The organism is Syntrophotaleaceae bacterium, assembly GCA_041390365.1.
GTDB lineage: Bacteria > Desulfobacterota > Desulfuromonadia > Desulfuromonadales > Syntrophotaleaceae > JAWKQB01.
The window spans coordinates 679,269-704,251 of the sequence record JAWKQB010000002.1; the positions used below are offsets into that span (position 1 = coordinate 679,269).

18 protein-coding genes are annotated in these 24,983 nt (G+C 55.6%); 13 read left to right on the top strand and 5 right to left on the bottom strand.

Annotated elements, in window-relative coordinates:
- Nucleotides 1-67: 67 nt before the first annotated feature.
- The 3 genes from gatB to gatC are packed head-to-tail and all read right to left on the bottom strand — an operon-like array spanning nt 68 to nt 3,312.
- Complete coding sequence (gatB, locus tag R2940_10400) at nt 68-1,507, bottom strand: Asp-tRNA(Asn)/Glu-tRNA(Gln) amidotransferase subunit GatB (protein MEZ4600183.1); 1,440 nt, start codon at nt 1,505-1,507, stop codon at nt 68-70.
- Nucleotides 1,508-1,527: 20 nt separating this feature from the next.
- Complete coding sequence (gatA, locus tag R2940_10405) at nt 1,528-2,985, bottom strand: Asp-tRNA(Asn)/Glu-tRNA(Gln) amidotransferase subunit GatA (GenBank protein MEZ4600184.1); 1,458 nt, start codon at nt 2,983-2,985, stop codon at nt 1,528-1,530.
- A gap of 39 nt (nt 2,986-3,024) precedes the next feature.
- Complete coding sequence (gene gatC / locus R2940_10410; GenBank protein MEZ4600185.1) at nt 3,025-3,312, bottom strand: Asp-tRNA(Asn)/Glu-tRNA(Gln) amidotransferase subunit GatC; 288 nt, start codon at nt 3,310-3,312, stop codon at nt 3,025-3,027.
- A gap of 242 nt (nt 3,313-3,554) precedes the next feature.
- On the opposite strand from gatC, the gene R2940_10415 reads away from it, so the two are divergent.
- The 4 genes from R2940_10415 (at nt 3,555) to R2940_10430 (ending at nt 9,943) form a co-directional block, all read left to right on the top strand.
- On the top strand, nt 3,555-4,400 hold the full coding sequence (locus R2940_10415) for a response regulator (GenBank protein MEZ4600186.1): 846 nt from the start codon (nt 3,555-3,557) through the stop codon (nt 4,398-4,400).
- Between the two features lie 166 nt (nt 4,401-4,566).
- Nucleotides 4,567-5,247: an OmpA family protein gene (locus tag R2940_10420; GenBank protein ID MEZ4600187.1), complete on the top strand. Its 681-nt coding sequence runs from the start codon at nt 4,567-4,569 to the stop codon at nt 5,245-5,247.
- 527 nt (nt 5,248-5,774) lie between these two features.
- Entirely contained in the window at nt 5,775-7,178 is a 1,404-nt protein-coding gene (gene ltrA / locus R2940_10425) for a group II intron reverse transcriptase/maturase (protein MEZ4600188.1), read from the top strand.
- Nucleotides 7,179-7,414: 236 nt separating this feature from the next.
- Nucleotides 7,415-9,943 carry a bifunctional aconitate hydratase 2/2-methylisocitrate dehydratase gene (locus R2940_10430; GenBank protein MEZ4600189.1) on the top strand — a complete coding sequence of 843 codons (2,529 nt, stop codon included), beginning with the start codon at nt 7,415-7,417 and terminating at the stop codon, nt 9,941-9,943.
- Between the two features lie 72 nt (nt 9,944-10,015).
- Here the strand turns inward: R2940_10430 and R2940_10435 are convergent, their stop codons facing one another.
- Nucleotides 10,016-10,552 (bottom strand): HDIG domain-containing protein, encoded by a 537-nt coding sequence (locus R2940_10435; protein ID MEZ4600190.1) that lies wholly within the window; start codon nt 10,550-10,552, stop codon nt 10,016-10,018.
- A 147-nt stretch (nt 10,553-10,699) separates the two neighbouring features.
- Nucleotides 10,700-11,890: an MFS transporter gene (locus R2940_10440; GenBank protein ID MEZ4600191.1), complete on the bottom strand. Its 1,191-nt coding sequence runs from the start codon at nt 11,888-11,890 to the stop codon at nt 10,700-10,702.
- A 930-nt stretch (nt 11,891-12,820) separates the two neighbouring features.
- Here R2940_10440 and R2940_10445 point away from each other — a divergent pair.
- The 9 genes from R2940_10445 to R2940_10485 all read left to right on the top strand — a co-directional run bounded on the left by R2940_10445 (nt 12,821) and on the right by R2940_10485 (nt 24,913).
- Complete coding sequence (locus R2940_10445) at nt 12,821-13,618, top strand: ATP-binding protein (GenBank protein ID MEZ4600192.1); 798 nt, start codon at nt 12,821-12,823, stop codon at nt 13,616-13,618.
- Nucleotides 13,608-14,966, top strand: coding sequence for a sigma-54 dependent transcriptional regulator (locus R2940_10450; GenBank protein MEZ4600193.1), 1,359 nt, complete (start codon nt 13,608-13,610; stop codon nt 14,964-14,966). The genes R2940_10445 and R2940_10450 overlap by 11 nt, the downstream gene beginning before the upstream one ends.
- Nucleotides 14,967-15,300: 334 nt before the next feature.
- Nucleotides 15,301-15,858: a Tfp pilus assembly protein FimT/FimU gene (locus R2940_10455; GenBank protein ID MEZ4600194.1), complete on the top strand. Its 558-nt coding sequence runs from the start codon at nt 15,301-15,303 to the stop codon at nt 15,856-15,858.
- Nucleotides 15,849-16,322, top strand: coding sequence for a type IV pilus modification protein PilV (pilV, locus tag R2940_10460; protein ID MEZ4600195.1), 474 nt, complete (start codon nt 15,849-15,851; stop codon nt 16,320-16,322). The genes R2940_10455 and pilV overlap by 10 nt, the downstream gene beginning before the upstream one ends.
- The gene (locus tag R2940_10465; protein ID MEZ4600196.1) at nt 16,319-17,371 is read left to right on the top strand and encodes a PilW family protein; all 1,053 of its coding nucleotides are present in this window, start codon (nt 16,319-16,321) and stop codon (nt 17,369-17,371) included. The genes pilV and R2940_10465 overlap by 4 nt, the downstream gene beginning before the upstream one ends.
- Nucleotides 17,372-17,396: 25 nt before the next feature.
- Nucleotides 17,397-17,951, top strand: coding sequence for a PilX N-terminal domain-containing pilus assembly protein (locus R2940_10470; protein MEZ4600197.1), 555 nt, complete (start codon nt 17,397-17,399; stop codon nt 17,949-17,951).
- 96 nt (nt 17,952-18,047) lie between these two features.
- Nucleotides 18,048-22,856 carry a PilC/PilY family type IV pilus protein gene (locus tag R2940_10475; protein MEZ4600198.1) on the top strand — a complete coding sequence of 1,603 codons (4,809 nt, stop codon included), beginning with the start codon at nt 18,048-18,050 and terminating at the stop codon, nt 22,854-22,856.
- Nucleotides 22,857-22,897: 41 nt separating this feature from the next.
- A complete protein-coding gene (locus R2940_10480; GenBank protein MEZ4600199.1) occupies nt 22,898-23,317 on the top strand; it encodes a type IV pilin protein in 420 nt (139 codons plus the stop codon).
- A gap of 240 nt (nt 23,318-23,557) precedes the next feature.
- Complete coding sequence (locus R2940_10485) at nt 23,558-24,913, top strand: DUF1015 domain-containing protein (protein MEZ4600200.1); 1,356 nt, start codon at nt 23,558-23,560, stop codon at nt 24,911-24,913.
- Nucleotides 24,914-24,983: the final 70 nt, after the last annotated feature.

Below are 24,983 nucleotides of genomic sequence, written 5' to 3' on the forward strand. Positions count from 1 at the left end.
GAACCCCAGTTGCTCGTGGCTAGTTGCTCGTGGCTGGTTGCTGGCTGGCGAAGATCGCCGCCAGTCATTACCCCTTCAGTTTTTTCACAAGTAGTTCATTCAGTGCCGCCGGATTGGCTTTGCCCTTGCTGGCCTTCATGATCTGACCGACGAAGAAGCCGAGCAGTTTCTCTTTTCCGGCACGGTATTCCTCAACCTGCCCGGGGTTGGCGGCCAGCACCTCGTCCACCAGAGATTCGATGGCGCCGACGTCGGTCACCTGCTTGAGACCCTGCTCCTCAATTATGGTATCGGCATCCTTTGCGGTTTGCCACATTTCGTCGAAGACTTTCTTTGCAATCTTGCCTGAGATGGTGTTGTCTTCGATCCGTTTGAGCATGCCGGCCAGCAGTTGGGGGGAGACCGGACAGTCCGGTATGGTCAATCCGGCATCCTTCAGGGCCCGCTGTACCTCGCCCATGACCCAGTTGGAGCAGAGTTTGCCGTTGCCCTGGAGAGACACCAGGGCATCGTAGTATTCGGCGGTGGCGCGATCGGCGGCCAGCACTTCCGCATCATACCGCGGTATTCCCAGGGTATTGACGAAGCGGGCGATTTTGGCCTCGGGGAGTTCCGGCAGTTCGCGGCGGGCCTGCTCGACGCGGTCCTCGGACACCAGCAGCGGCACCAGGTCGGGGTCGGGAAAATAGCGGTAGTCGTGGGCTTCTTCCTTGCCGCGCATGGATCGGGTCAGTCCGGTGTCGGGATCGAACAGCCGGGTCTCCTGAACGACCCGGCCTCCCTCGTCGAGGATTTCGGCCTGGCGCTCGACTTCGTAGTCAATGGCCTGTTTGATGAACCGGAAGGAGTTGATGTTTTTGAGTTCCGCCCGGGTGCCGAAGGTCTTCTGTCCCCAGGGGCGGATCGATACGTTGGCATCGCAGCGGAAGGAGCCCTCCTCCAGGTTGCCGTCGCAGACCCCGAGATAAACCACGATCTGGTGGAGTTTTTTCAGATAGGCGATGGCTTCGTCCGAGGAGCGCATGTCCGGTTCGGAGACGATCTCCAGCAGAGGCGTGCAGGCCCGGTTGAGATCGACCCGCGAGGAGTCGCTGCCCGCATCGTGCAGCAGCTTGCCCGCGTCCTCTTCCATATGAATGCGGGTGATGCCGATCGACTTGGTTGCCCCATCCGCCGTCTCGATGTCGAGCCGCCCGTGTTCGCAGATCGGCAGCTCGAACTGGCTGATCTGGTAGCCCTTCGGCAGGTCGGGATAGAAGTAGTTCTTGCGGGCGAAAATCGACCGGGGGGCAATGCTGCAGTGGGTGGCCAGACCGGTCTTTATCGCAAAATCGACCACTTTTTCGTTCAGGACCGGCAGCGCCCCGGGCAGGCCGAGACAGACCGGACAGGTCTGGGAGTTTGGCTGGTTGCCGAAAGCGGTGGAGCAGTTGCAGAAGATCTTGGTATCGGTCGTAAGCTGGACATGGACCTCCAGTCCGATGACGACTTCGTATTTGGATGGCATGATCGGTTCCTTCCCAATGATTACAGTGCCGGACGGCGTTGATGCCAGTCGGTAGCCTGTTCGTAGGCGTACCCCGTGCGCAGAACGGTTTCTTCGGCGAAGGGACGGCCGATAACCTGCAGGCCGATCGGCAGACCGCCGGAGGAAAAGCCGCAGGGCAGGCTCATGCCGCAGGTGCCAGCCAGGTTTACCGGAATGGTGAAAATGTCCGAAAGATACATCTGCAGCGGGTCGGCGGTTTTCTCTCCGATGCGAAACGCCGGGGTCGGGGCGACGGGGGTCAGGATGACATCGACCTTGGTGAAGGCGTCGAGGAAGTCCTGCCGGATCAGGGTCCGCACCTTCTGCGCCTTGAGATAGTAGGCATCGTAATAGCCGGAGGAGAGGGCGTAGGTGCCAAGCATGATGCGGCGTTTGACTTCACGGCCGAAACCGGCGGCTCGGGTCTGGTTGTACATGTCGATCAAACCCTGGTTTTCCTCGACCCGGCGCCCATATCTCACGCCATCGTAGCGGGCCAGGTTGCTTGAGGCTTCGGCGGTGGCGATCAGGTAGTAGCAGGCGACGGCGTATTCCGTATGGGGCAGGGAGACCTCGACCGGTTCGGCGCCCAGTCCGCGCAGGGTCTCGACGGCGTTTTCGATCGCCTTCTTGACTTCAGGGTCGAGCCCTTCGATGAAATATTCCCTGGGCAGGCCGATCCGGAGACCTTTGACCCCTTCCCGGAGTGCTGCCCGGTAGTCGGGCACGGGCAGGTCGACGGAGGTGGAGTCGGCCGGGTCGTGCCCGGCCACGGCACCAAACAGAATCGCGCAATCTTCCACGTCCCTGGTCAGGGGCCCGACCTGGTCAAGGGATGAGGCGTAGGCAATGACGCCGTATCGCGACACCCTGCCGTAGGTCGGTTTCAGGCCGACCACTCCGCAATGGGCCGCGGGCTGCCGGATCGATCCCCCGGTGTCGGTGCCGAGGGCGCCGGCCGCCTGGCGGGCGGCGACGCAGGCTGCGGATCCGCCCGAAGAGCCGCCGGGTACGTAATCCGTATTCCAGGGGTTGCGTACAGGCCCGAAGGAGCTGTTTTCGTTGGAGCTGCCCATGGCGAATTCGTCCATGTTCAGCTTTCCGACCATCACCGCACCCTGTTCCCGGAGCCTGCGCACCGCGGTGCCGTCATAGGGCGGGACGAAGTTGGCCAGAATCTGGGAAGCGCAGGTGGTCAGCAGCCCCTCGGTGACAAAAATGTCCTTGAGAGCCAGCGGAATGCCGGTCAGGATGTTTCCATTGCCGGCGGCAAGACGCTCATCGGCTGCAGCGGCGTCCTGCAGGGCCTGCTGCCTGTTGACCGTGATGAAGGCATTGATGCGCTCATCGGTCGCGTCGATCCGGTCGAGGAAAGCGGAGACCAGATCCTGTGCGGTAACCTTCCCTGCCCGCAGCAGATCATGCATTTCATGTATTGTCAGTTCTGTCAGATCCATTGAAGTCACTCCGGAAATTGCGCAGAAAGGGTGAAGCGATCACTCGATGACCCGGGGGACGAGGAAACATCCCTCCTTGGCAGCGGGAGCATTCTGCAAAGCCTTTTCCACTCCTATCGAGGGGCGTACGGCATCCCGCCTGAACGCATTTTCGATCGGTACGGCATGTGCAGTGGGGATGATATGGTCGGTCTCCAGTTCATTGAGTTTATCCACGTAGCCGAGGATGGCATCCATGTCCGCCGTGAGGTTTTCCAGTTCCTGGTCTTTCAGGGCCAGCCGTGCCAGGCGGGCGACATGTTCCACCTGCTCTCGAGATATTTTCATTGGCTAAATGCTCCTTATGGCTATCAATTCGAAAAAAGTGAAAATACCACGTTAAAGAGCACCTGTTCAAGAGTTAAGGCCGGATTTGTCGAGACACCCGCCGGGAGATGCATTTGTTGCTCGCCGGTTTTTGGAGCGAATGTTGCAAATCTGGTTTCTCTTGTCCATCACAAAGTTTTGTTGTAGGGTTTTGGCCTTCCAGTTCCGTAAAAAACCTAACCGGCTTACGAAAGAATTCAGAAATGCAGAAGCGGAAAAAGTTCGGTGAAATCTTGCTCGAAATGGGGGTCATCAACCAAGAGGACCTGGATAAGGCTTTGGCGCGGCAGAAAGTATCCAAACAACCCCTTGGCCAGATTTTCGAGGAATTGGGGGTTATCTGCGAGAAGGACATTCTGCGGATTCTCGCCCGCCAGTTCAACCTCAAAAGAGTTGAGGAAATCAACCGGCCTCCGGTGCCGGAAAGTGCTCTGGAAGTCATCGATTCCTCCACGGCACTGGCCAAAATGGTTTTCCCCCTGGGGATAAAAAACAACACGCTGTATCTTGCCACCAGCAACCCTCTCGATTTTTCCACCCTTGACGATCTCGCTTTCCGTACCGGGTTGAATGTCGTTCCCTTTTTGGCCATCCCTTCGGAAATTACCCAGGCAATCAAGCGCTTCTATCTGCATGAACCTCTTCCCGGGACACAGGAGGGGAGCACGATCCTGGTGGTCGATGATCACGACCTCTATCGAAGGACTCTGGCCGTTCGCCTGGAAAAGGAGGGGTACCGGGTCATTCAGGCCGTAACCGGTGCCGAGGCATTGAAAAAGGTACTGGCGGGACAGCCCCAACTGATTCTGCTGGAAACGACCCTGCAGTCCATGAACGGCAAAATGGTTTTCGGAACCCTGCAGAGCAACAGCCTGACCGCCAAAATTCCGGTCATCGCCATGTCGACCCGCGACTATCCCGAGGAGGAGGCGCAACTTCTCGATATGGGCTTTTTCGATTTCGTCGCCAAACCCTTCAATTTTCAGCGCCTGCTTGCCCGCGTTCGCAGGGCCTTGAACTATTCCACAGGGAAAAAAACAAGGAAGTAAACGTTTTTGCCGCTTCCCCGTCTTTACGACAGAAAGGTCATGTTCAGGGAGTGTTCAGGAATTAGAGTTTGCTTTTTCTTGAGGTCATGCTAAAAATAGTGGCAGTTTCCGGTCGGTCCGGAAGGTTTCAAAAAGATACAGAAAACGTGTACATAAGGAGCTCGTCATGAAAAAAGCGTTGACATGCATTGCTTTGGTTTCCGTAGTTTTGGCGGGTTGCGCCCAGCCGATGACCCGTACCCAGAAAGGGGTGGCGGTCGGCGCCGGAACGGGAGCGGCCGTGGGGGCCGGTCTTGGTCAGCTGATCGGTGGCGATACGGAGGGGACCTTGATTGGAGCCGGTATCGGAGCTGCCCTGGGCGGTACCGCGGGCGGCTTCTTCGCCAATTACATGGAAAAGCAGGAGATGGCCATGCGCCAGCAGTTGGCGGGAGTCGAAGGAGCCAGTATCCAGCGTGATGCGGAAGTGCTGGCTGTCACCTTCCGATCTGATGTCCTGTTCGATGTCAATTCCTATGCCGTAAAACCCGGTGGCTTTGATGAATTGCAGCGGGTCGCCCAGGTTCTCACCAATTATCCGCAGACCAATATCCTGATCGCCGGCCACACTGACAGCACCGGCAGTGAAGCCTATAACCAGGATCTTTCCGAACGCCGTGCGGCGGCGGTGAAAAACCAGCTGGTCAACTACGGTGTTGCGCCGATGCGCATGACGACCATCGGCTACGGCGAGATGAAGCCGATTGCCAGTAACGCCACCGAATCCGGCCGTCAGATGAACCGCCGGGTGGCCATCACCATCACTCCCCAGCAACAGCAGCAGTATCAGCAGCAGCCCGGCTACTGATTCTCTGCCTGTTGAATCGTAAAGCAGAACTGGCCCGCCCCGCTTTTGCAGGGCGGGCTTTTCTTTGGTGCGCCAGGCATGGCGCGTAGCGCCTTGACTGGCGCTGTTCCGGTTGTTGTGGTGATAACCGGATGACTTGGGGGTGTAAGTCCCCTGTGGACCCTGATGGCGGGAACCACTAGCCGAACGGCAAGGGTGTCCACCGCGAGGTGGGATCTGAAGGAAGCCGCAGGCAAACTCCCGGCCCGACGAACAGAAATCGCATACGAGGCAGTTCCATCCGGGCGAGAAGGCCAACATCTTCAAAGCCCCATAGCCATCCGGGAGGGTGGGGCTGTAGATGCGGCGGGTATATGGGAGGAAGGTCACGCGCATTACCCTGGGAGATCTGCCGATCTGCCTCGTGCTACCGGCGTCGAGAGGCGTCGGGACGGGTCGGCAGAAGTCAGCAGAGGCCATAGTAGCCGGGGTTGACCATCCCGGTGAAGGGCCGAACACGAGGCGCCATTCAGGAGACTCGAATTTCGATGACGATCGAAGAAGCAGAAGCCCTGGTTGAGATATCAGGGGCCGCGCCCGAGGGTAGCGACCGGAAGTCGCAAGAGTATGGCACAGGTGCGTCAAACGTCACGGCATGCCGGGAACCGTCCTGGACGGAAGCGGAGACGCGGCTGATGGAAGAGGTTGTCAGTCGCGGCAACATGATGGCGGCCTACGACCGGGTGGTTGGCAACAAGGGAGCCCCCGGCATCGACGGGATGCAGGTGGGTGAGCTGAAAGGCTACCTGGTCAAGGAATGGCCGCGCATCAAGGAGGACCTGCTGAACGGAAGCTACCAGCCCCAACCGGTGCGGAAGGTCGAGATACCCAAGCCCGGCGGCGGGATGCGCATGCTCGGCATCCCCACGGTGCTGGACCGGCTCATTCAGCAGGCGCTGCATCAGGAGCTGATGCGGCTGTTCGATCCAGACTTCTCCAAGAGCTCCTACGGGTTTCGACCCGGACGGAGCGCCCACCAGGCGGTACAAGCAGCCCGCAAGCATGTGGCCGAAGGGCGGCGGTGGGTGGTCGATATCGACCTGGAGAAGTTCTTCGACCGGGTCGGACACGACGTGCTTATGGCACGAGTGGCCCGCAAGGTCAAAGACCCCCGTGTACTGCGACTGATCCGCAGATACCTGAGGGCCGGAGTGCTCGAAGGGGGGATCGTCTCGCCACGGGTGGAAGGGACGCCGCAAGGCGGCCCGCTCTCGCCGCTGTTGTCGAACATCCTGCTTGACGAGTTCGACAAGGAACTGGAGAGGCGCGGCCACGCCTTCTGCCGTTATGCCGATGATTGCAACATTTACGTGCGCAGTCGGCAATCGGCGGAGCGGGTCATGGCTTCGCTGATCCAGTTTCTCGAACAGCGGCTGAAACTCAAGGTCAACCGCGTCAAAAGCGCCGTTGGCCGCCCCTGGGAGAGAACCTTTCTGGGTTACAGGATGACCTTTCACAAGAAACCGCGGCTCAAGGTGGCTGAAGGCTCTGTGAAACGGTTCAAGGCCAACCTCAGAGAGCTCTTTCGTCGGGGAAGGGGACACAGCCTCAAACGGGTCATCGAAGAGTCCACCCCGAAACTGCGGGGATGGATCGTCTACTTTCGGCTGGCGGAAGTCAAAGGCATCTTCGAAGAACTGGATAGCTGGGTCAGGCGGAAACTACGCTGCATTCTGTGGCGGCAGTGGAAGCGCTCTTTTACGCGGGCCAGGAATTTGATGCGGCGGGGATTGTCGGAACTCAGAGCATGGAGGTCGGCTCAAAACGGGCGAGGCCCCTGGTGGAATGCAGGAGCCTCGCACATGCACGATGCGTTTCGAAAATCCTTCTTCGATAAACTGGGGCTGATCTGCTTGGTAGACAGTCTCAGACGCTTTCAGAGTGCTTTGTGAACCGCCGTGTACGGAACCGTACGCACGGTGGTGTGGGAGGACGGCGGGGGTGACCCCGCCTCCTACCCGATCCCTTTCTCTCTCCTTGACCTGAATGGCCTAAGTTATTTAAATTGATTCACCACGAAGAACACGGCACGAAAATAATTCCTAAAACACTCCGTTTTTTCTATATTTTCCCTTCGTGTCCTTGTGCCCCTTCCTGGTCCAGGATTTTATATTTATGGGAGATTTTTATGCTGCAAGAGTATTTGAAACATAAGGCCGAACGTGAAGCTCGCGGTATTCCCCCCTTGCCCCTGTCCGCAGAGCAGACGGCAAGCTTGTGCGAACTTCTGCTCGATCCGCCGGCCGGCCGGGAAAACATGTTGCTGAAACTGCTGGCGGAACGGGTTTCGCCCGGCGTCGATGAGGCGGCCGGGGTCAAGGCCGATTTCCTTGGACGGATTCTCCGGGATGAAGCGGACTGTCCTCTTTTGACAAAGCGCCAGGCTATCGACCTGCTGGGCGCCATGACGGGCGGGTTCAACGTGCCCCATCTGGTGGCCGCGCTGGATGACCCGAAGCTGGCTGCCGAAGCGGCCAGGGCACTCGGGTCCATCACCCTAGTCTACGACGCTTTTGACAACGTGCTGGCACGGAGTGAAACCAATTCCGCGGCCAAGCAGGTGATCGAATCCTGGGCAGCGGCCGACTGGTTCACGTCGGCGCCGGAGCTTCCCGTCGAGATTCGCGTCCGCATTTTCAAGGTTGAAGGGGAAATCAATACGGACGACTTTTCCCCGGCCGGCGATGCCTGGAGCCGGCCGGACATTCCTTTGCATGCCCTGTCCATGGGCAAAAATCGTTTTCCCGGAGGCATCGAGACCATTGCCGCCTGGCGTGCCGAAGGGCATCGCGTGGCGTTTGTGGGCGATGTGGTGGGCACCGGCTCTTCGCGCAAGTCGGCCTGCAACAGCCTGCTGTGGCATATCGGCGGGGACATTCCGGGAGTCCCGAACAAGCGCCGCGGCGGCGTTATTCTCGGCGGGGTCATTGCGCCGATCTTTTTCAATACAGCCCAGGACTCGGGTGCCCTGCCGCTGGAGGCGGAGGTCGATGCCCTGCAGCATGGTGATGTCGTGGTTATCGATACCCGATCGGGAGAGATTCGCGATGAGGCGGGCGAGGTCCTGACCCGGTTTGGTATACGCCCCGATACCTTGCGCGATGAATACCGGGCCGGCGGGCGCATTCCCCTGATCATCGGCCGCGCGTTGACCGAGCGGGCCCGTCAGGCTCTGGGAATGAGTCCCTGTGAGCTGTTTGCCCAGCCAACCAATCCCGAACCGAAAGAAAATCAGGGGTATACCCTGGCCCAGAAGATGGTCGGCAAAGCCTGCGGTCTGCCGGGAGTGCTTCCCGGAACCGCCTGCGAGCCCCGCATGACCACCCTCGGTTCCCAGGATACCACCGGACCGATGACGGCTGACGAACTGAAGGAACTGGCCTGTTTGCGGTTTCAGGCTCCCATGGTCATGCAGTCTTTCTGCCATACCGCCGCATATCCCAAGTCCGCCGATGTGAAAATGCAAAAAAATCTCCCCCAATTCATCAGTGAACGGGGCGGGGTAGCCCTGCGCCCGGCGGACGGCGTCATCCACTGCTGGCTGAACCGGCTTCTGCTGCCGGATACGGTCGGCACGGGCGGAGATTCCCACACCCGTTTCCCCATCGGCATCTCCTTTCCCGCAGGCTCGGGGCTGGTGGCCTTTGCCGGTGCACTCGGCTTCATGCCCCTGGACATGCCCGAGTCGGTCCTCGTGCGTTTCAAAGGGCGTCTGCGGCCGGGCATCACCCTGCGCGACCTGGTCAATGCCATCCCTTTCGCGGCGACCCGGCAGGGGTTGCTGACCGTGCCGAAGAAGAACAAAAAGAATATTTTCAACGGCCGCATTCTGGAAATGGAGGGTTTGCCCGACCTCAACGTCGATGAGGCTTTCGAGTTGACCTGCGCCGCTGCCGAACGGAGCGCCGCCGCGACCTGCATCGACCTTTCGGAGGCCAGTGTGGCCCGTTTCCTCCGCTCCAATATCGCCCTCATGCAGCAGATGATCGCCGACGGCTACCAGGATGCCGCCACCCTGCAGGCCCGTATCGACGCCGCTGCGCAGTGGTTGCAAAAACCGCAGTTGCTCAGGGCTGACCCCCACGCCGAATATGCGGCCGTCATCGAAATCGATCTGGACCAGATTCGGGAGCCGCTGATCTGCTGTCCCAACGATCCGGATGATGTCCGGCCCCTCTCCGAAATTGCGGGAGCGGGCATCGACGATGTCTTCCTCGGTTCCTGCATGTCCAACATCGGTCACTTCCGCGCCGCTGCCGCAATCTGGCAGGGGCGGCCCTACAACGGCTCGGTTCGCACCTGGCTCTGCCCTCCGACACGGATGGACCAGAAACAACTCCGGGACGAGGGGCTGTTCAGCATTTTCAGCGATGTCGGCGGGAGGATCGAAACAGCCGGCTGCTCACTCTGCATGGGGAATCAGGCCCGCGTCCCGGACCGTGCCAGAGTTTTCTCCACCTCGACCCGCAATTTCGACAACCGCATGGGCAAAGATGCCCAGGTCTACCTGGGGTCGGCGGAACTGGCGGCAATGGTGGCCGTACTGGGAAGAATTCCGACCCTGGACGAATATTTTCAACTGTTCGAGGATAAGATAGCGCCCCGGGCTGAAGAGATTTACCGCGGCTTGCAGTTTGATTTGGAAGGCAGTTGCTAGGTGCTGGTTGCTGGTTGCTGATGGCTGGTCTTGGGTTGGTTTTAGAATTTACGAGCCCCGAGCAACCAGCAACTAGCAACTGAATTTACAATGCCACTCCTCGAACACCGCTACCTTGTCCGCTCCGAAACGGGCCAGCGACTGGCGCACCTGGCCCACGCTTTTCTCCCGGTCCGCCTTGGCCGGATCCTTTGAAAAAAAGAGATCCGCATAGGTAACGATGCGTTCTTCCAATGTGATCGGAACCATGTCTCTTGCCGGCAGCGGCAATCTGCGGTCGGAAATTTCAGCGGCGGTCAGACCGACACCGATATGCCGCTCGCAAACCAGGGCGTGCCGGGGGAAACCTTCCGCGTCCAGCAGTTCGCGGCCTTTGATGCCGTGGCACAGGTAGGGTAGTATCCCTTCGCAGCCGATCTGCGGTACCGCCGTGAAGCGAATGCCGATGTCATGCAGCAGGGCGGCCTCGTGCACGAAAACGGCATCCGCCTGCAGCGCCCGGGCGATGCCTGTCGCCTTGGCGGCAACCAGCTCGCTGTGTTTCAGCAGGATGCGATGGGCATCGCTTCCGGGGGGATAATATTTTTCGATCAGGGCGATGGGGTTCAACGATGCTCTCCAGGTTGCGTAGCATAATGGTTGATGCAATTCTACTCGGTCGGCTGTCCAGACTGCAACCGGCTGGCGACCGATCAGGCCGATTCGTCGGATCCGAGCGATCGGTCCGGTCAGCGCCGCCAACCCATCGGTAAGCCCCTAGCCAATTTCCGCTTCCCTGGGCAGTGTGCGCAAAAACAACCAAGCCGCAGGCAGCAGCGCGGCGCCGAAAAGGACCGCCAGCCAACCGAAGGTCGGTCGCAGACCGATACGGTCGGCGGCCAGGCCGACCAGGGGGCCGGTGGCGACGAACAGAACCCTGAAGGCGAGACTGTGCAGGGAGAGGATGCTGGCCCGGTTGCTTCGTCGGCTGGCCTGCTGCAGGTGGTTGCGCATGATCGGCCCCTGCATTCCGCGCATGGCGGTCAGCAGATAGTAGAAAAGAAAGCTGCCGACGGCTGAGGTCAGTCCCAGCCCCGCATATCCGGCCACGATCAGTGCCATAAAAAGCACAGCGGTCCTGGCATGGCCGAGGCCGAAATGCAGGCGGTGACTGAGCAGCGAGAAGAGGGCCACTGTCAGATTGGCACCGGCCCAGGCCGGTCCGAACCAGGCCAGCGGTACGCCCGTTTCCTGCATATAGGGCTGGATCAGCCAGACCGTGTAAAAGGAGGCGATGCCGAGCAGCGTGCCGAAGAGGATGGTCGCCCGTACATGGGGATTGTCGCAAAAGGCATATTTGCAGGTCCGCAGCGCTTCGGCCAGATGGGACTGTATGGCGGCTTCGCTTTCCTGAGGCGGTTCCTTCATGGAAATGCAGAGCAACAGGCAGATGATCCAGATGCCGATCTGAAACAGAAAAGGCATGAGGGGCCATGCAGCATACATGACCCCCGCAAAGAGAGCCCCTGACGCTTCTCCGGTCTGGGCGGCGCCCGTCATGCGCCCATCAAACCGGGAATACTGACCCTCTTGGTGCTGGGCTCGAAGGGTTTCGAACAGCAGGGCGCTGTCGGAACCGCTGATGAAAGCCCAGGCCCCGCCGAGCACGATTTCCGCCAGCAGCACCCCATTGAAGGAGTCGGCCACCGTGTACAGACTCCACCCCGCAATCGCCAGCACCGAAGCCATAATCAGGGCGGTGCGGTAGCCGAGTCGATCGCTGAGATAACCCGAGGGATACTCCATGAGTATGCTGGCCACGGAAAAAATGGCTTGCAATGTCATGATCTGGGTCAGGCTCAGCCCGATCTGGTTTTTCCAGAAAAGGGTGATGATCGCCATGGGAAACAGCGTCATCTTGAGGACCGAAAAGGCATAGAGTTTGCTGATGTTGTTCGAAAGGGGCATAAAGTTCCCGCACAGTCAGGTTTTTGCAGAGGTTGGGCTGGATGCAACAGGCGGAAAATATACCAGTTTAAGGCACGATACACCAGCTCCTGAATTCTTTTTCATCATTATTGTCGCCTGTGTTATGTTGCTGACGGCCCTTTTCGGCCCCTGAAACTCTCGCCGTTCCCGATCTCCTTTGTGAGTGACTATACGATGGCCAAACCGGTCGGACTGCGTACCGAAATTATTTTTCATGTCACCTTTCTTCTTGGGGCAGCCCTGCTTTGCGGGGGGGTCCTGTTGCTGAAACTGGCCGAACGCCAGCTGCTCGATCAGCGGGTCGACAATCTCACCTCGACTATGGAGATTGTCGGCCGGGCACTAAGCACTTCAATGGATCGGGGTGGATCGGATGAGGCAAGCCATCTGCCCTCAGCGCAATTGCTTCATCTCTTGCCCGGCGTTGATTCCGTCAATGTCTGGAGATTGAGAAACGGGCAATACGTCCTTTTGTATTCAAGTCAAACGGGAAAACCCCCAGAAGGGCATTTTGGCCCCCGAATATTCCCTTTTTTGACTCAAACTAAAATTTCCCTCTCCTATTCCGGAGCTTTTTCCTTTCCTGGCCGGGAAGAAAATTCCTGTCTGGAGGTTCTGGTTCCCCTGGGTAGTACTACCGGTAACCTTCGTGGCATTCTTCAAGCCCGCTTTTCTTTAAATGACGTCTCCCGGAGAGTTCAGACCAGTTTGAAATTTATGTTGCTCTATGTACTTCTGTACGGCGGCGTTCTTTTCCTGTTTGGCATGTATCTGCTCAACCGCAATGTACTTCGGCCTATAAATCGCCTTATGGCGACCACTCGAAGGATCGCCGAGGGCCACCTCGATCAGGTGTTACCCGAAAAGGGACCTCGGGAAATTTCCTCCCTGGCACGGTCTTTTAATTCTATGGTGGCGGCTTTAAGAAAAAGTCGCCAGGATACCGAGAAAACGATAGATCACCTGCAAAGGGCCAACGAGGATTTGCGTCAAACCCGAGCCGAACTGATCCGATCAGAAAAAATAGCTTCAATCGGCCATTTGGCAGCAGGCATGGCTCACGAAATTGGCAATCCATTAGGCGCGGTGGTGGGTTATCTGGAACTGCTCAAATCCGAATTGCCAGAAGGGCGCCACCTGGAGATTGCCGCCTGTGCTGCTGAAGAGGTCGGGCGCATCGACCTGCTGGTTCGGGACCTTCTCGATTACGCAGCTCCAGGGCAAGCCCGATCGGAAACCTTTGATCCCGCAAAGGTCATGGAGGAAGCTTTGGACCTTCTGGTCAATCAGGGAATGTTCAACAAGTTGGAGCTGGTGCGAAAAATTCCCTTATCACTGCCGATGGTCAGGATGGTCCGCCACCAGTTGCTGCAGGTATTCGTCAACCTGCTGCTCAATGCCTGCGATGCTTCCCGGAAAGGAGGCGAAATTATCGTTGAAGGCGGTGTTTCAGGACAGTTCGTCTGGCTTGCGGTGACGGATGAAGGAGAAGGTATTTCGAAAGACAATCTTGGTCATGTTTTTGATCCCTTTTTTACTACCAAACCCCCGGGAAAAGGGCGCGGTTTGGGCCTTTCAGTCTGTCACCGGGTGGTGGATCAGGCGGGAGGAGCCATAGAAGTGCAATCGGATGTTGGCAGAGGAAGCCGTTTCACCGTCTGTTTGCCGGTGGCCAGCCGAGCTGAAGGAGGAGTATATGGCGGTTGATGACCGGAAAATCCTGACTATAGACGATGAAGCGTCGATGCGGCACATGCTCCGTCTGGTGCTGGAAAAAGAGGGGTATCGGGTGAGCGAGGCCGGCGGCGGAGAAGAAGCCCTGGCCCTTCTGCAGAAAGAGAACTTTTCAACGATTCTGTGCGATATTCGCATGCCAGGCATGGACGGTCTGGCTTTTCTGCAGGCCGTCAAGGAGAGGAACATCGAAGGAACGGTGATTATGATGAGCGCCTATGGCACCGTCGATACCGCTGTCGAATGCCTCAAGGCCGGAGCTTACGATTACATTTCAAAACCGTTCAAGCCGGATGAGGTCAAGCTGACCCTTCGCAAGGCCGAGGAGAAACTCCGCCTGCAGCAGGAAAACATACGACTCCGTCGTGAATTGAATCGCCAGCAACATGGCGAACGACAGATAATCTATCGCAGTGCTGTCATGGAACGGGTTCTTGATCTGGCTGCAAGGGTGGCCGAGGTGAGTGCTCCTGTTTTGATTACCGGTGAGACCGGCACCGGCAAGGAATTGTTCGCCAGGGAATTGCACCGAAAAAGCGTTCGTTGTCAAAAGCCTTTTGTCGCGGTCAACTGCGGAGCCATTGCCCCGAGCCTTATAGAAAGCGAACTCTTCGGCCACGCGCGCGGAGCTTTTACCGGAGCCGTCCATCAGAAGCCCGGCCTTTTTGAGTCAGCCGAGGGCGGAACCCTTTTTCTCGATGAAATCGGCGAACTGCCTTTGGAACTGCAGCCTAAACTGTTGAGGGTGCTGCAGGAAGGAGAAGTGCGCAGAATTGGGGAAAACCGTTCCCGTAAAGTCGATGTGCGGATTTTGGCGGCCACCGCCCGTGATCTGCGGAAAGCCGTTGAGGACGCAGCATTCCGGGATGACCTGTTTTTTCGCCTGGCAGTGGTTGAGATCCATATCCCACCGCTTCGGGAGCGTCCGGAGGATATCGGTTTGCTCGCGGAGTATTTCATCTCTGCAATAGCTTCCAGGGAAGGACGGACAGCTCCGAAGCTGAGTGGCGAGGCCGAGCAGATTTTGAGCCGGTATTCATGGCCGGGCAATGTCAGAGAACTGGCCAATTTCATGGAAAGAACCATGATTTTTAACCGCGGATCAACCATTGATCTGGAAGTTTTTCCGGGAGAAATGCGTCGGAAGAATCGGGAACCTCTGGAGGAATATTCTCTTAAAAAAGCTTCGACCCGCCTCGAAAGGGAGTATATTCGAAAAGCCCTTTCCGAAACGGAAGGAAACAGGACTCAAGCGGCTAAGCTGCTTGAAATCAGCCTGCGGAACCTTTTGTACAAGATAAAGGAGTACCAGTTGGAATAAATCGATATCAGCTGTAGCTGTGCCCCCTCAAGGGGGTTTTTTTGAGCCAAAGAAACAATCGAGTCGAAATATTCTCTGAACCGGACCGAACAGCCATGCCAGCATTCGCCTACGACGGGTCGGTGAATTCCAACGTCGGAAAAATGACCCAGCCGGAGGCGCATTTTGCGCAACCATGCAAAAATTGCATTTCAAAAATCTTCCGAAAGGGCTGATCCGTCTCACTAAGTTATTGATTTTAGTATATTTTTGATAATTGAAAAAAGTGGCATGAAAATTGGAGAGAATTAAAATCTGTAACGGATGTCCTCGGAGGCTGAATGGGAGGTACGTTTTGTATCAAGAACATTATGATGATCAAACATGCCGATATCATGGATTTACGTTGATAGAATTGCTGGTCGCCATTGCTGTCTTCGGCATTTTACTGGTTGTGGCTGTGCCTGCTTTCCGTGGCATGATCCTTGGAAACCGGTTGATGACCCTGACCCATGAAACGGCCCGTGCCATCAACCTGACGCGCAGCGAGGCAATCAAGCGCGGTTTGCGGGTTTCCATGTGTCCCAGTGCCAACGGGACCAGTTGTGCCGCTGACGGTCGCTGGGAGCAAGGCTGGATCCAGTTCGCAGATCCGAATGGAAATGGAAATTTCGATGCTGGTGATACCTTGCTTTTGGTCAGGGAAGCTTATGGTGGTCAGACAACCGTACGTACCGGTGCACGGTTCAACCAGTTTCTTAGTTATCTGCCTAACGGTCAAAGTCAGGGTACGGGCGGTTCCAATGATACTTTCAGGCTGTGCAACGAGCGCGGCACCACTCTGGGTTTTTCAATCATGATCAATAATGTCGGTCGCGTGCGTGTAGATAGGGGAGCGGCATCATGTCCATAAAGGGAGAGGATTCCAGGCTTTATTGCCGAAATTCAGCGGGTAGCCAGAGAGGCTTTTCGCTGGTCGAAGTACTGGTGGCCTTACTGATTCTGGCTGTCGGGCTGTTGGGCCTGGCGGGCTTGCAGAACCGCGGGGTTTCTACCAACTACAGTGCCCTGCAGCGCTCTCAAGCCACCCTTTATGCTTATGACATCGTGGAGCGAATGCGTGCAAATCGCGAGACGGCGCGCCAGTCCAGTTGGCCATACCAGATGGATTCGGAGGCCGGTCCAGTTTCAAGTTCACTCCCAGCCCTGGTGCAGGATGATTTGAACGGTTGGCTGGCGGCATTACAAGACCTGCCTGAAGGGCAGGGGGCCATAACCATGGAAAATCTGGGAAGCGGCAGGGTGAAAGTTACGATTCAGGTGCGCTGGAACGAAAAAGGGGATCAGCAGCAGATAACAATCGAGACTATCATATGAACCGAAAGATCAGCATCATGTCAAAGAACAGATGTCTTCTAGGAAATGTCACCGGGATATCCCTGGTGGAAATGATGATCGCCATGCTTGTCAGCCTGATTCTCCTGGGCGGCATGTATCGGCTCTTCATCAGCAGTTCGACAGGATACGATTTTGAATCGGAAATGTCCAATCTGCAGGAAAATGGACGTTTCACCCTTGAGTTTTTGACGCGGGACATCAGGATGGCCGGCTACCGGGGTTGTGCCGGGCGCAATGCCGAAATCTTCAGCACCCTCAATAACGGTAGCGACTTCCTTTACAATTTCGGTCAGGCGATCGTGGGCTATGACAACATGACCAGTCCGCCACCTACCGACCTTTCGGCGATTGCACCCGTGGCCGGTACCGATGTACTTGTCCTGCGCAGACAGATAAGTGACAACGCGGTACAGATTACAAAAAAAATGCCTGATACTTCGGCAGATTTGACGATCAGCAACAATCCTTCAGAGCCGATTAAGACCGATGATATCGTCATGATCACCGACTGCCAGGCGAGCACGGTTTTCCAGGTGACCCACGCAAACTATCCCACAAGTGGGGCCGACGCGAATATGGTCCACAATACCGGGACGTCTAGCCCGGGCAATTTTCAGAAAGAACTGCATCATTCCTATGATGAGGGCGCCGAAATATCTGTAATGGAGACGCAAATCTACTTTGTCGGCCTCAATGGCGCAACCGGTAGGCCGGGTCTTTTCCAACGCCGGGGAGGGACGAATGAGGAAATCGTCGGGGGCGTTGAAAATATGCAGATCACCTATGGAGTGGATACAAGTGATGACGGCGCCATCGACAGTTACGTGGTGGCAGGTGGCGTGGCCGATTGGAACGATGTGCTCGCGGTGCGCATCGGCCTGCTCATTGCCAGTTTGGATGAAATTCCCCGGGCCGAAATTGACAACGCCGCTCGTAACGTTAACGGAGTAGCAGTTGCTGCGGCTAATGATCGTCGTCTGCGTTACGTCTTTGTAACGACTGTGGCGATCCGTAATCGATTGGAATAACTCAGGTCTGTTGTGGAGGGCAGGAATGATGAATGGGTATGGCAGATTGGCGAAGGTTGTGAGCTGCCGCCGGGATCTTGCTGAGCGGGGAGCGGCTCTGATCACCAGCCTGCTCTTTTTATTGGTATTGTCCTTGTTGGGATTGGTTAGCATGCGGTCAAGTATCCTGGAGGAGCGCATGGCCGGCAACATGAGCAACCGGAATCTGGCCTTTCAGGCCGCGGAAGCCGCCTTGCGCGATGCCGAGTATTATCTGGAAAGTATTACTCTGCCGACATTCGACGGGACCAACGGCCTTTACCCTGTTCCAACCGTCGGCGGCACCCCCCGCTGGGAGACAATCAATTGGAGCGGCATTGATTCACGGACTATTTCAGGAGAAAACACTATAGATGGAGTGGCTTCCCCGCCTCGCTATATTATAGAGGAACTTGCTGAGGTCACCTCATCCGGACCAAAATCGTTGAAACCGACCCGACGCGGAAATCCCAGTAAATCGAAAGCTTACCGTATAACTGCACGCGGAGTTGGGGGAGATGGTTCAGCTGTGGTCATTTTACAAAGTACCTATATAAAATAATCTCTTTATCGGTCTTTGCTAAGAATGTCTTATCTAAAGTCGCAAAAATTTTCTATTATGCGCTTTATTATGTTCTTCCATGAATAGGGAGGATTTATGAAAAATCGAATTCAACTCAGCCGTCGGTTTAAAATAGCAGGAGTGGTTTTAGGGCTGTTGCTGATTTCAACGTATTGGGGAACTGCCGCTTTTGGAATCGACATGTCCCAATTGCCCTTGTTTTTGACCCAGGATGTCCCCCCTCTCAACCTCCTCGTTCTCGGTCGTGATCACAAGCTTTATTATGAGGCCTATAACGACGCTTCCGATCTCAATGGAGATGGGAAACTGGATATTCGCTACGATCCGACCATCGAATACTATGGCTACTTCGATTCTTTCAAATGTTATACATATGACAGCTCTGAAAGCCCCGCCCGCTTTGAACCCACGAGTGTAACTGCCAACAAGACCTGTTCAGGTTCTGCTGAGTGGAGCGGCGATTTTCTCAATTATCTGACCACCGCCCGTATCGATGCCCTGCGCAAGGTGCTCTATGGAGGCTATCGCCGGGTCGATGATCAAACCAAAACGGTGCTGGAACGCAGCCATATTCCCCAGGATGCGCACAGTTGGGGCAAGGAGTATACAAGTATCGCCGTAGATGGTTACGATATTCGTAACTATACACCTCTAAATCTGCCTTCCACGGGCACCCGCCACCTGTTTGCCAATACCACCTTGCTTAATGACTCGAGTTCACATCCCAGATTGCGAGTTCTGGTCAACTCTGCCTATCGGATATGGGAATGGGTTTCAATTGAACAACCGGTGGCTGGAGATCAATGTAATGATGGCTCCGGGCGAACCTCATGTGCTAATTCAACAGGCAGCGATTGGCAGATCGTCCCATCCACAATGCTGCAGGACCTGACGCAGACTACCTACGATACTTCCGGTTACAACACGTATCCGGCCGATCACAGCGGTTTTGACTCCCTGATCAGCAATTACGCCACGGAACCTAAAATGTTCGGACAAGGATCGGCCAGCACCATCAACGGCAGCGGCAATCCTTTTGGCAGCGATGACAATTACCTGACGGTTTTTACAGGAACGCTGGTGATAGCCCAGACGGGGACTTATACCTTCGCGGTGGACGGCGACGACGCTATCGAACTCCTGATCGATGGTAACTGGGTTGCGGGATGGTATAACGGGCACGGCCGATGCAATTGCCAATCCTATGATGGGAGCGTGTATTTGACCGCCGGCGAACATACCCTGGAATTCCGCCACCAGGAATACACCGGTGGGGATAGCTACCATCTTTATTGGAATAATCCTGTCGCGGCGTCAACCATGACCGATTACCAGGTTCGGGTTGAGGTCTGTAACGATTCTTTCCCGGAGACCAATTGCAAGCAGTATCCCAGCGGTTATTACAAACCGGCCGGTTTGTTGCAGGAATATGGTGAAGATGACACGATGATGTTCGGGCTGTTGACCGGTTCCTATGCAAAGAACACCTCCGGCGGCGTTCTGCGTAAGAAAGTCGGCAGTTTTTCGGACGAGGTGAATGCCGACACGGGACAGTTTACCGCTGTGAACGGTATCGTCAAAACCATCGACCGTCTGAAAGTTGTCGGATTTGGCGGATCTTATACCCACCAAAGCAATTGTGGCTGGATAACCACCCGTCCCATAAACGAAGGTGAGTGCCGGATGTGGGGCAATCCCGTCGCCGAGATGATGTATGAGGGGATGCGGTATTTCTCCGGCCAAGGCAGCCCTACCTCTGATTTCCAGATATCTTCCAGCAGCAACGATGATGCTACTCTTGGATTGCCTTTGGCGAGTTGGGATGATCCCTATGCAACAGGCAACAACGAATATTGCGCCAAACCATTTCAGTTGGTGATCAGTGATATCAATCCATCCTTCGATACCGATCAATTGCCTGGCTCATATTTCGGCAGTTTTTCAGGCGATATCAATGGCCTCAATGTAGCGAACCTGGGGCAGACGATCTGGGATAACGAGCAGGGCTCCGTTCTGAACTACTTCATCGGCCAATCCGGCTCCAACTACGATGGCAGTCCCTCGCCTAAAAGTGTGGACAGTTTTGGAAACATCCGTGGCCTGGCACCGGAGGAACCCACCAAGCGCGGGGGCTACTACAGCGCCGCCTTGAGCCTGTTCGGTCATCAAAATGACCTGAATCCCGTCTCCGACGAACAGACCATGACCACCTTTGCCGTTGCACTGGCCTCGCCGCTGCCGGAAATCAGGATACCCGTCGGCAATCATGTCGTCACTCTGGTCCCTTTTGCGAAGTCAGTCGGCGGATACTCCATCAACCCTGCCCAGGGGTCATTTCAACCGACCAACAGTATCGTCGATTACTATGTTGATCAGTTGAGTGAAAATTACGGGAAGTTCAGAATTAATTTCGAGGATGTCGAACAGGGCGCGGACCATGACATGGACGCCATTGTTGAGTATATCTATGAAGTACGGGAGGACGGTACTTTAAGTGTTACCCTGAATTCAATCTACGCTGCAGGTAGTATTATTCAGCATATCGGCTATGTGATTTCGGGCACTTCCGCGGACGGGACCTACCTGGAAGTCCGCGATAGTGATACTGCTGAAAGCAGTGATCCCGATTATTTTCTGGATACCCCTTATGCTGCTTTGCCCGGGGTGGGATGGGATGACAACAGAGCCCTGCCATTGTCCAATACGCGGGTGTTCACGCCTACAGGCAGTGCGAACGCCGGTTTTTTACGGAATCCCCTCTGGTATGCAGCCAAATATGGAAAATTCAAGGATATCAACAAAAATGGTTTGCCCGATGCCGACGAATGGGATACCGATAAGGACGGCAAACCGGATAATTATTTCCTGGTGACCAATGCCTTGACGCTCAAGGATCAGCTGTCTGATGCTTTCTCCCAGATTCTCGGTCTCAGCTCTTCCGCCGCAGCGACATCAACCAACTCGGTACAGTTGAATACCGATACACTCATTTACCAGGCCCGTTTCAACAGTGAAGACTGGACCGGCGAGTTGCTGGCTTATCCCATCGATTTGAATGGCAATATCGGGAACAGCATCTGGGATGCCGGCCTTTCGATTCCCAACTGGACAGAGCGCAAACTGTTTACTTACTCGGGTTCGGCCGGCATGATATTCAACTGGACCAATCTGACCGCCGTCTGGGGAGCCTCGCCATTTGGATTGAACGAAGATCAGGTGAATTACCTGCGCGGGGACAGCAGTAACGAGCAGGCAAATGGAGGGGCATATCGGAACCGCAAGAGGCTTCTGGGAGATATCGTACACTCCGATCCACAATTCGTTTACGATCAGGACGATGGGTACGAAGTTTTGGCAGGGACGGAAGGTTCGGACTACAAGGCTTATCGCGCTTCCGACCCGTATAAGAACCGCTCAGCAATGTTGTATGTCGGAGCCAACGATGGCATGCTGCATGCTCTCGATGCCAAAACAGGGGTAGAAAAATTCGCTTACGTCCCTCTTGGCGTTTCCACAAACCTTACTTTATTGACTCAGCCGACCTACGGGCATAACTATTACGTGAACGGGCCTTCCCATGCGTACGATGCCTACCTTGAGGTTGGTGGATTCAAGCAGTGGCGTACTGTGTTGCTGGGCTCTCTGGGAGCCGGGGGCCGCACGGTATTCGCGCTCGATGTGACAGCTCCGGATAGTTTCAACGCTTCTGACGTACTCTGGGAGTTTCCCGCTTCCGATCCTGGCATTTCTGCAGCCGAGCTTGATCTGCTGGGAGAAGGGATCGATGATGCCTGGTGTGTGCGCCTCGCCAATGGTGAATGGGGAGCTATTTTCGCCAACGGTTACAACAGCACAAGCAACCAGGCCGCATTGTTCATCGTGAACATGCAGGACGGCACCGTGATGAGAACGATCAATACCGGTGTCGGTTCCGAGGCCGAACCCAACGGTTTATCAGCACCGACCCCGGTTGATTACAATGGCGATGGCATTGTCGATGCCGTTTACGCCGGGGATCTGCGCGGCAACCTGTGGAAATTCGATCTCAGCGATTCCCTGGAAAGCAAATGGGATATCGCATTCAGCAAGAAAGTCAGCGGCCAGACAACATATTTGCCGCTGTTTACCGCCCGAGGGCCATCCGGTGAAGTTCAGCCGATCACCTCGGCACCTGAGGTTTCGACGGGGCCGGATGGAACGACCGATCAGGTCATGGTCTTTTTCGGTACCGGACGGTTTTTTGCTGTAGGGGATAATCTGGTGAACGCAAACCCTGACGTGCAGACCATGTATGGAATACTCGATACTCGGGAAAGCGCCACCGGCGAGATCGACCGCAGTTCGCTGGTCGCTCAAGCCATCATCCTGGAAAATAACGAGCATGGGGAACATAATCGGGTCTTGTCCAACAACACCTTTTCCTATGCGAGTGGTCAAATGGGATGGTATCTGGATTTGATTTCCCCGGTGAATGGTGCTGAAGGCGAGCGTGTCGTGGAAGCACCCGTGTTGAGTAATGGGGTCCTGTTTTACGTGACCATGATTCCATCCGGAAGCCCCTGTAAAGCGGGAGGCGATAGCTGGTTGATGATTACCGATCCTCTCACCGGTGGGCGTTTGTCCTATTCGGTATTTGATCTGAACGGGGATGGACTGTTCGATGAAGGAGATTACGTGACGGTGATAATTGACGGGAAAGAGACGAAAGTAGCCTCAAGTGGTCTCGACCTTGGCATCGGCATTCTCACATCACCTAATATACTTGGAGCCGGGACGAAAAACTATGTGATTTCCAGCGGGTCTTCAGGCGATTTGGGGATCATCGGCACCGGGACCGGATCCAATAGTGGTGCCGGCCGCTCATCCTGGCGCCAGATAAGATAATAAAATTTGTCGAATCGATAGATGCAACTATGCGAGGAATTATGCAGTGTTTTGATAAAAAAGGATTTTCTCTGATCGAACTGCTGGTAGCCCTGGCGATTATGGGCATCCTGACGGCGATTGCCGTGCCTATTTACCGCCAACACATTCTGCGTTCCAACCGCGCCAATGCCAAAGCTGTACTGATGGAAATGGCCCAGCGCATGGAGCGGCATTACACAAGGAATAACACTTATGTGGGAATCGATGTGGAGGATCTTGCAACGGGACTCGATCCTGTCGCGCCCCCCGATGTTATGGAATCCCATGGATATCAGTTCAGTTTTACTGCGGCGGGGGTAACTGCAACGACTTTTCAGCTGCAGGCGGTACCTCAGGCGGGCCAGAACGATGATCCATGTGGCACTCTTACCGTCAATGCAACCGGCGCTCGGGGAGCAAATCAGGCAGAGTGTTGGTAATGATTAAAAAATAATGAATATGTCCTCGTTCACGGCTGCTGGTTAAACTTGGCAGTCGTGGAACAAATACCCATTACCCGGTGACGAGTGCGTTGCCGGGTCTTTTTTGTTTCTGGAAATATCCGAGTTTGATACAGACCGCGAGGATGGGGAAGATTTTCCCTTGCCACGTAGTTTGTCCCTTGCGTATAGTGAAGCCTTTGAAATTCTATTAAACAAGAATCGCAGGAGTATCAAGGCATGGCAAAGATCGCGCCGTTCAGAGCCGTTCGCTATAATATTGAAAAAATACAGGATCCCGCAAGTGCGATGGCTCCTCCGTATGATGTCATCTCTCCGGAACTGCAGGACGACCTTTACCGGCGTAGCCCTGTCAATGTGGTGCGGTTGATTCTCGGTAAAATCGAGGAAACCGATGACGAAACAGATAACCGCTACACTCGAGCGGCTGCGGATTTCAGCGAGTGGCAGGAACAGCAGATTCTGGTGCGTGATGAAACCCCTTCCATTTACCTTTACGATGAGGAATATGCGGCCGAGGGTATCGGAACAGTGGTGCGCAAGGGTTTCCTTGCTCTGACCCGTCTCGAGGATTTTGCCTCCGGGGTGGTCAAACCCCATGAAAAAACCCTTTCCGGACCGAAGGCCGACCGGTTGAATCTTACCAAAGCCTGTGGTGCCAATTTCAGCCCGATCTTCGGACTTTATGCCGATCCCTGCTGCGTATTGGAAGCCTTGACCCGCGGTATTCGTTCCAATCGACCTGACCTTGAAGTGAAGGATGACGACGGGGTGGTACACCGGCTCTGGCAGGTGACCGATCCGGCTATCATCGACAAGGCGAAGGAACTGCTGGACAACAAGCCGCTGTTCATTGCCGACGGTCATCATCGTTACGAGACGGCGTTGAACTACCGGGACTTCATGCGTGAGAAGGTCGGGAAATATACCGGCAAGGAACTGTTCAACTATGTCCTGATGTATTTTGCCAATATGGAAGATCAGGGGATGCAGATCTTCCCGACACATCGCCTGATCCACGGACTGACGGAATTTGGTCTGAAACCGTTTTTGTCTGCCTTGGGCGAGTTTTTCCAGGTCGAAGCCAGTGACATCAACCCGGAGGACCCGGTTTCCCGGGCCGAGGTGCGAACGATCCTGCAGAAAAAGGGGAACAGAAACTCGACTCTGGCTCTTTATGCGGGAGGTAAGTCGATCTATTACCTTACCCTTAGGGATAAAAAAACAATGGATCGCTTCTTTGATGAAAAAGCCTCCAAAGCTTTGCGGAGCCTCGACGTTTCCGTACTGCACCGGCTGATCCTCGAACACCTGCTCGGCATAACGGCCGACGCTCAGGAGCGGCAGACCAATCTAAAATATGTGAAGAATTTCGACGAGCCTTTCCTGGCGGTCGCCAACAACCAGGCACAGCTGGCTTTCCTGATGAATGCCACCCGGATGAGCGAGGTTCGCGATGTCGCCAACGCCGGTGAAAAAATGCCGCAAAAATCCACTTATTTCTATCCGAAATTGCTGACGGGGCTGGTGTTCAATAAAATAGTGGAAGGGGGAAATGTGGAAGAGGCGGGCTGATTGATTTTCCCCTTCTCCCCCGACGTCATGCCTGAGTGGTTCTGTCGGGTACCATGGCAGTATTGAACAT

Bases quoted from the DNA above. Each gene is read 5' to 3' on its own strand.
- gatB (MEZ4600183.1), bottom strand. From the start codon at position 1,507: ATGCCATCCAAATACGAAGTCGTCATCGGACTGGAGGTCCATGTCCAG.
- gatA (MEZ4600184.1), bottom strand. From the start codon at position 2,985: ATGGATCTGACAGAACTGACAATACATGAAATGCATGATCTGCTGCGG.
- gatC (MEZ4600185.1), bottom strand. From the start codon at position 3,312: ATGAAAATATCTCGAGAGCAGGTGGAACATGTCGCCCGCCTGGCACGG.
- R2940_10415 (MEZ4600186.1), top strand. From the start codon at position 3,555: ATGCAGAAGCGGAAAAAGTTCGGTGAAATCTTGCTCGAAATGGGGGTC.
- R2940_10420 (MEZ4600187.1), top strand. From the start codon at position 4,567: ATGAAAAAAGCGTTGACATGCATTGCTTTGGTTTCCGTAGTTTTGGCG.
- ltrA (MEZ4600188.1), top strand. From the start codon at position 5,775: ATGACGATCGAAGAAGCAGAAGCCCTGGTTGAGATATCAGGGGCCGCG.
- R2940_10430 (MEZ4600189.1), top strand. From the start codon at position 7,415: ATGCTGCAAGAGTATTTGAAACATAAGGCCGAACGTGAAGCTCGCGGT.
- R2940_10440 (MEZ4600191.1), bottom strand. From the start codon at position 11,890: ATGCCCCTTTCGAACAACATCAGCAAACTCTATGCCTTTTCGGTCCTC.
- R2940_10445 (MEZ4600192.1), top strand. From the start codon at position 12,821: ATGGTGGCGGCTTTAAGAAAAAGTCGCCAGGATACCGAGAAAACGATA.
- R2940_10450 (MEZ4600193.1), top strand. From the start codon at position 13,608: ATGGCGGTTGATGACCGGAAAATCCTGACTATAGACGATGAAGCGTCG.
- pilV (MEZ4600195.1), top strand. From the start codon at position 15,849: ATGTCCATAAAGGGAGAGGATTCCAGGCTTTATTGCCGAAATTCAGCG.
- R2940_10465 (MEZ4600196.1), top strand. From the start codon at position 16,319: ATGAACCGAAAGATCAGCATCATGTCAAAGAACAGATGTCTTCTAGGA.
- R2940_10470 (MEZ4600197.1), top strand. From the start codon at position 17,397: ATGATGAATGGGTATGGCAGATTGGCGAAGGTTGTGAGCTGCCGCCGG.
- R2940_10475 (MEZ4600198.1), top strand. From the start codon at position 18,048: ATGAAAAATCGAATTCAACTCAGCCGTCGGTTTAAAATAGCAGGAGTG.
- R2940_10480 (MEZ4600199.1), top strand. From the start codon at position 22,898: ATGCAGTGTTTTGATAAAAAAGGATTTTCTCTGATCGAACTGCTGGTA.
- R2940_10485 (MEZ4600200.1), top strand. From the start codon at position 23,558: ATGGCAAAGATCGCGCCGTTCAGAGCCGTTCGCTATAATATTGAAAAA.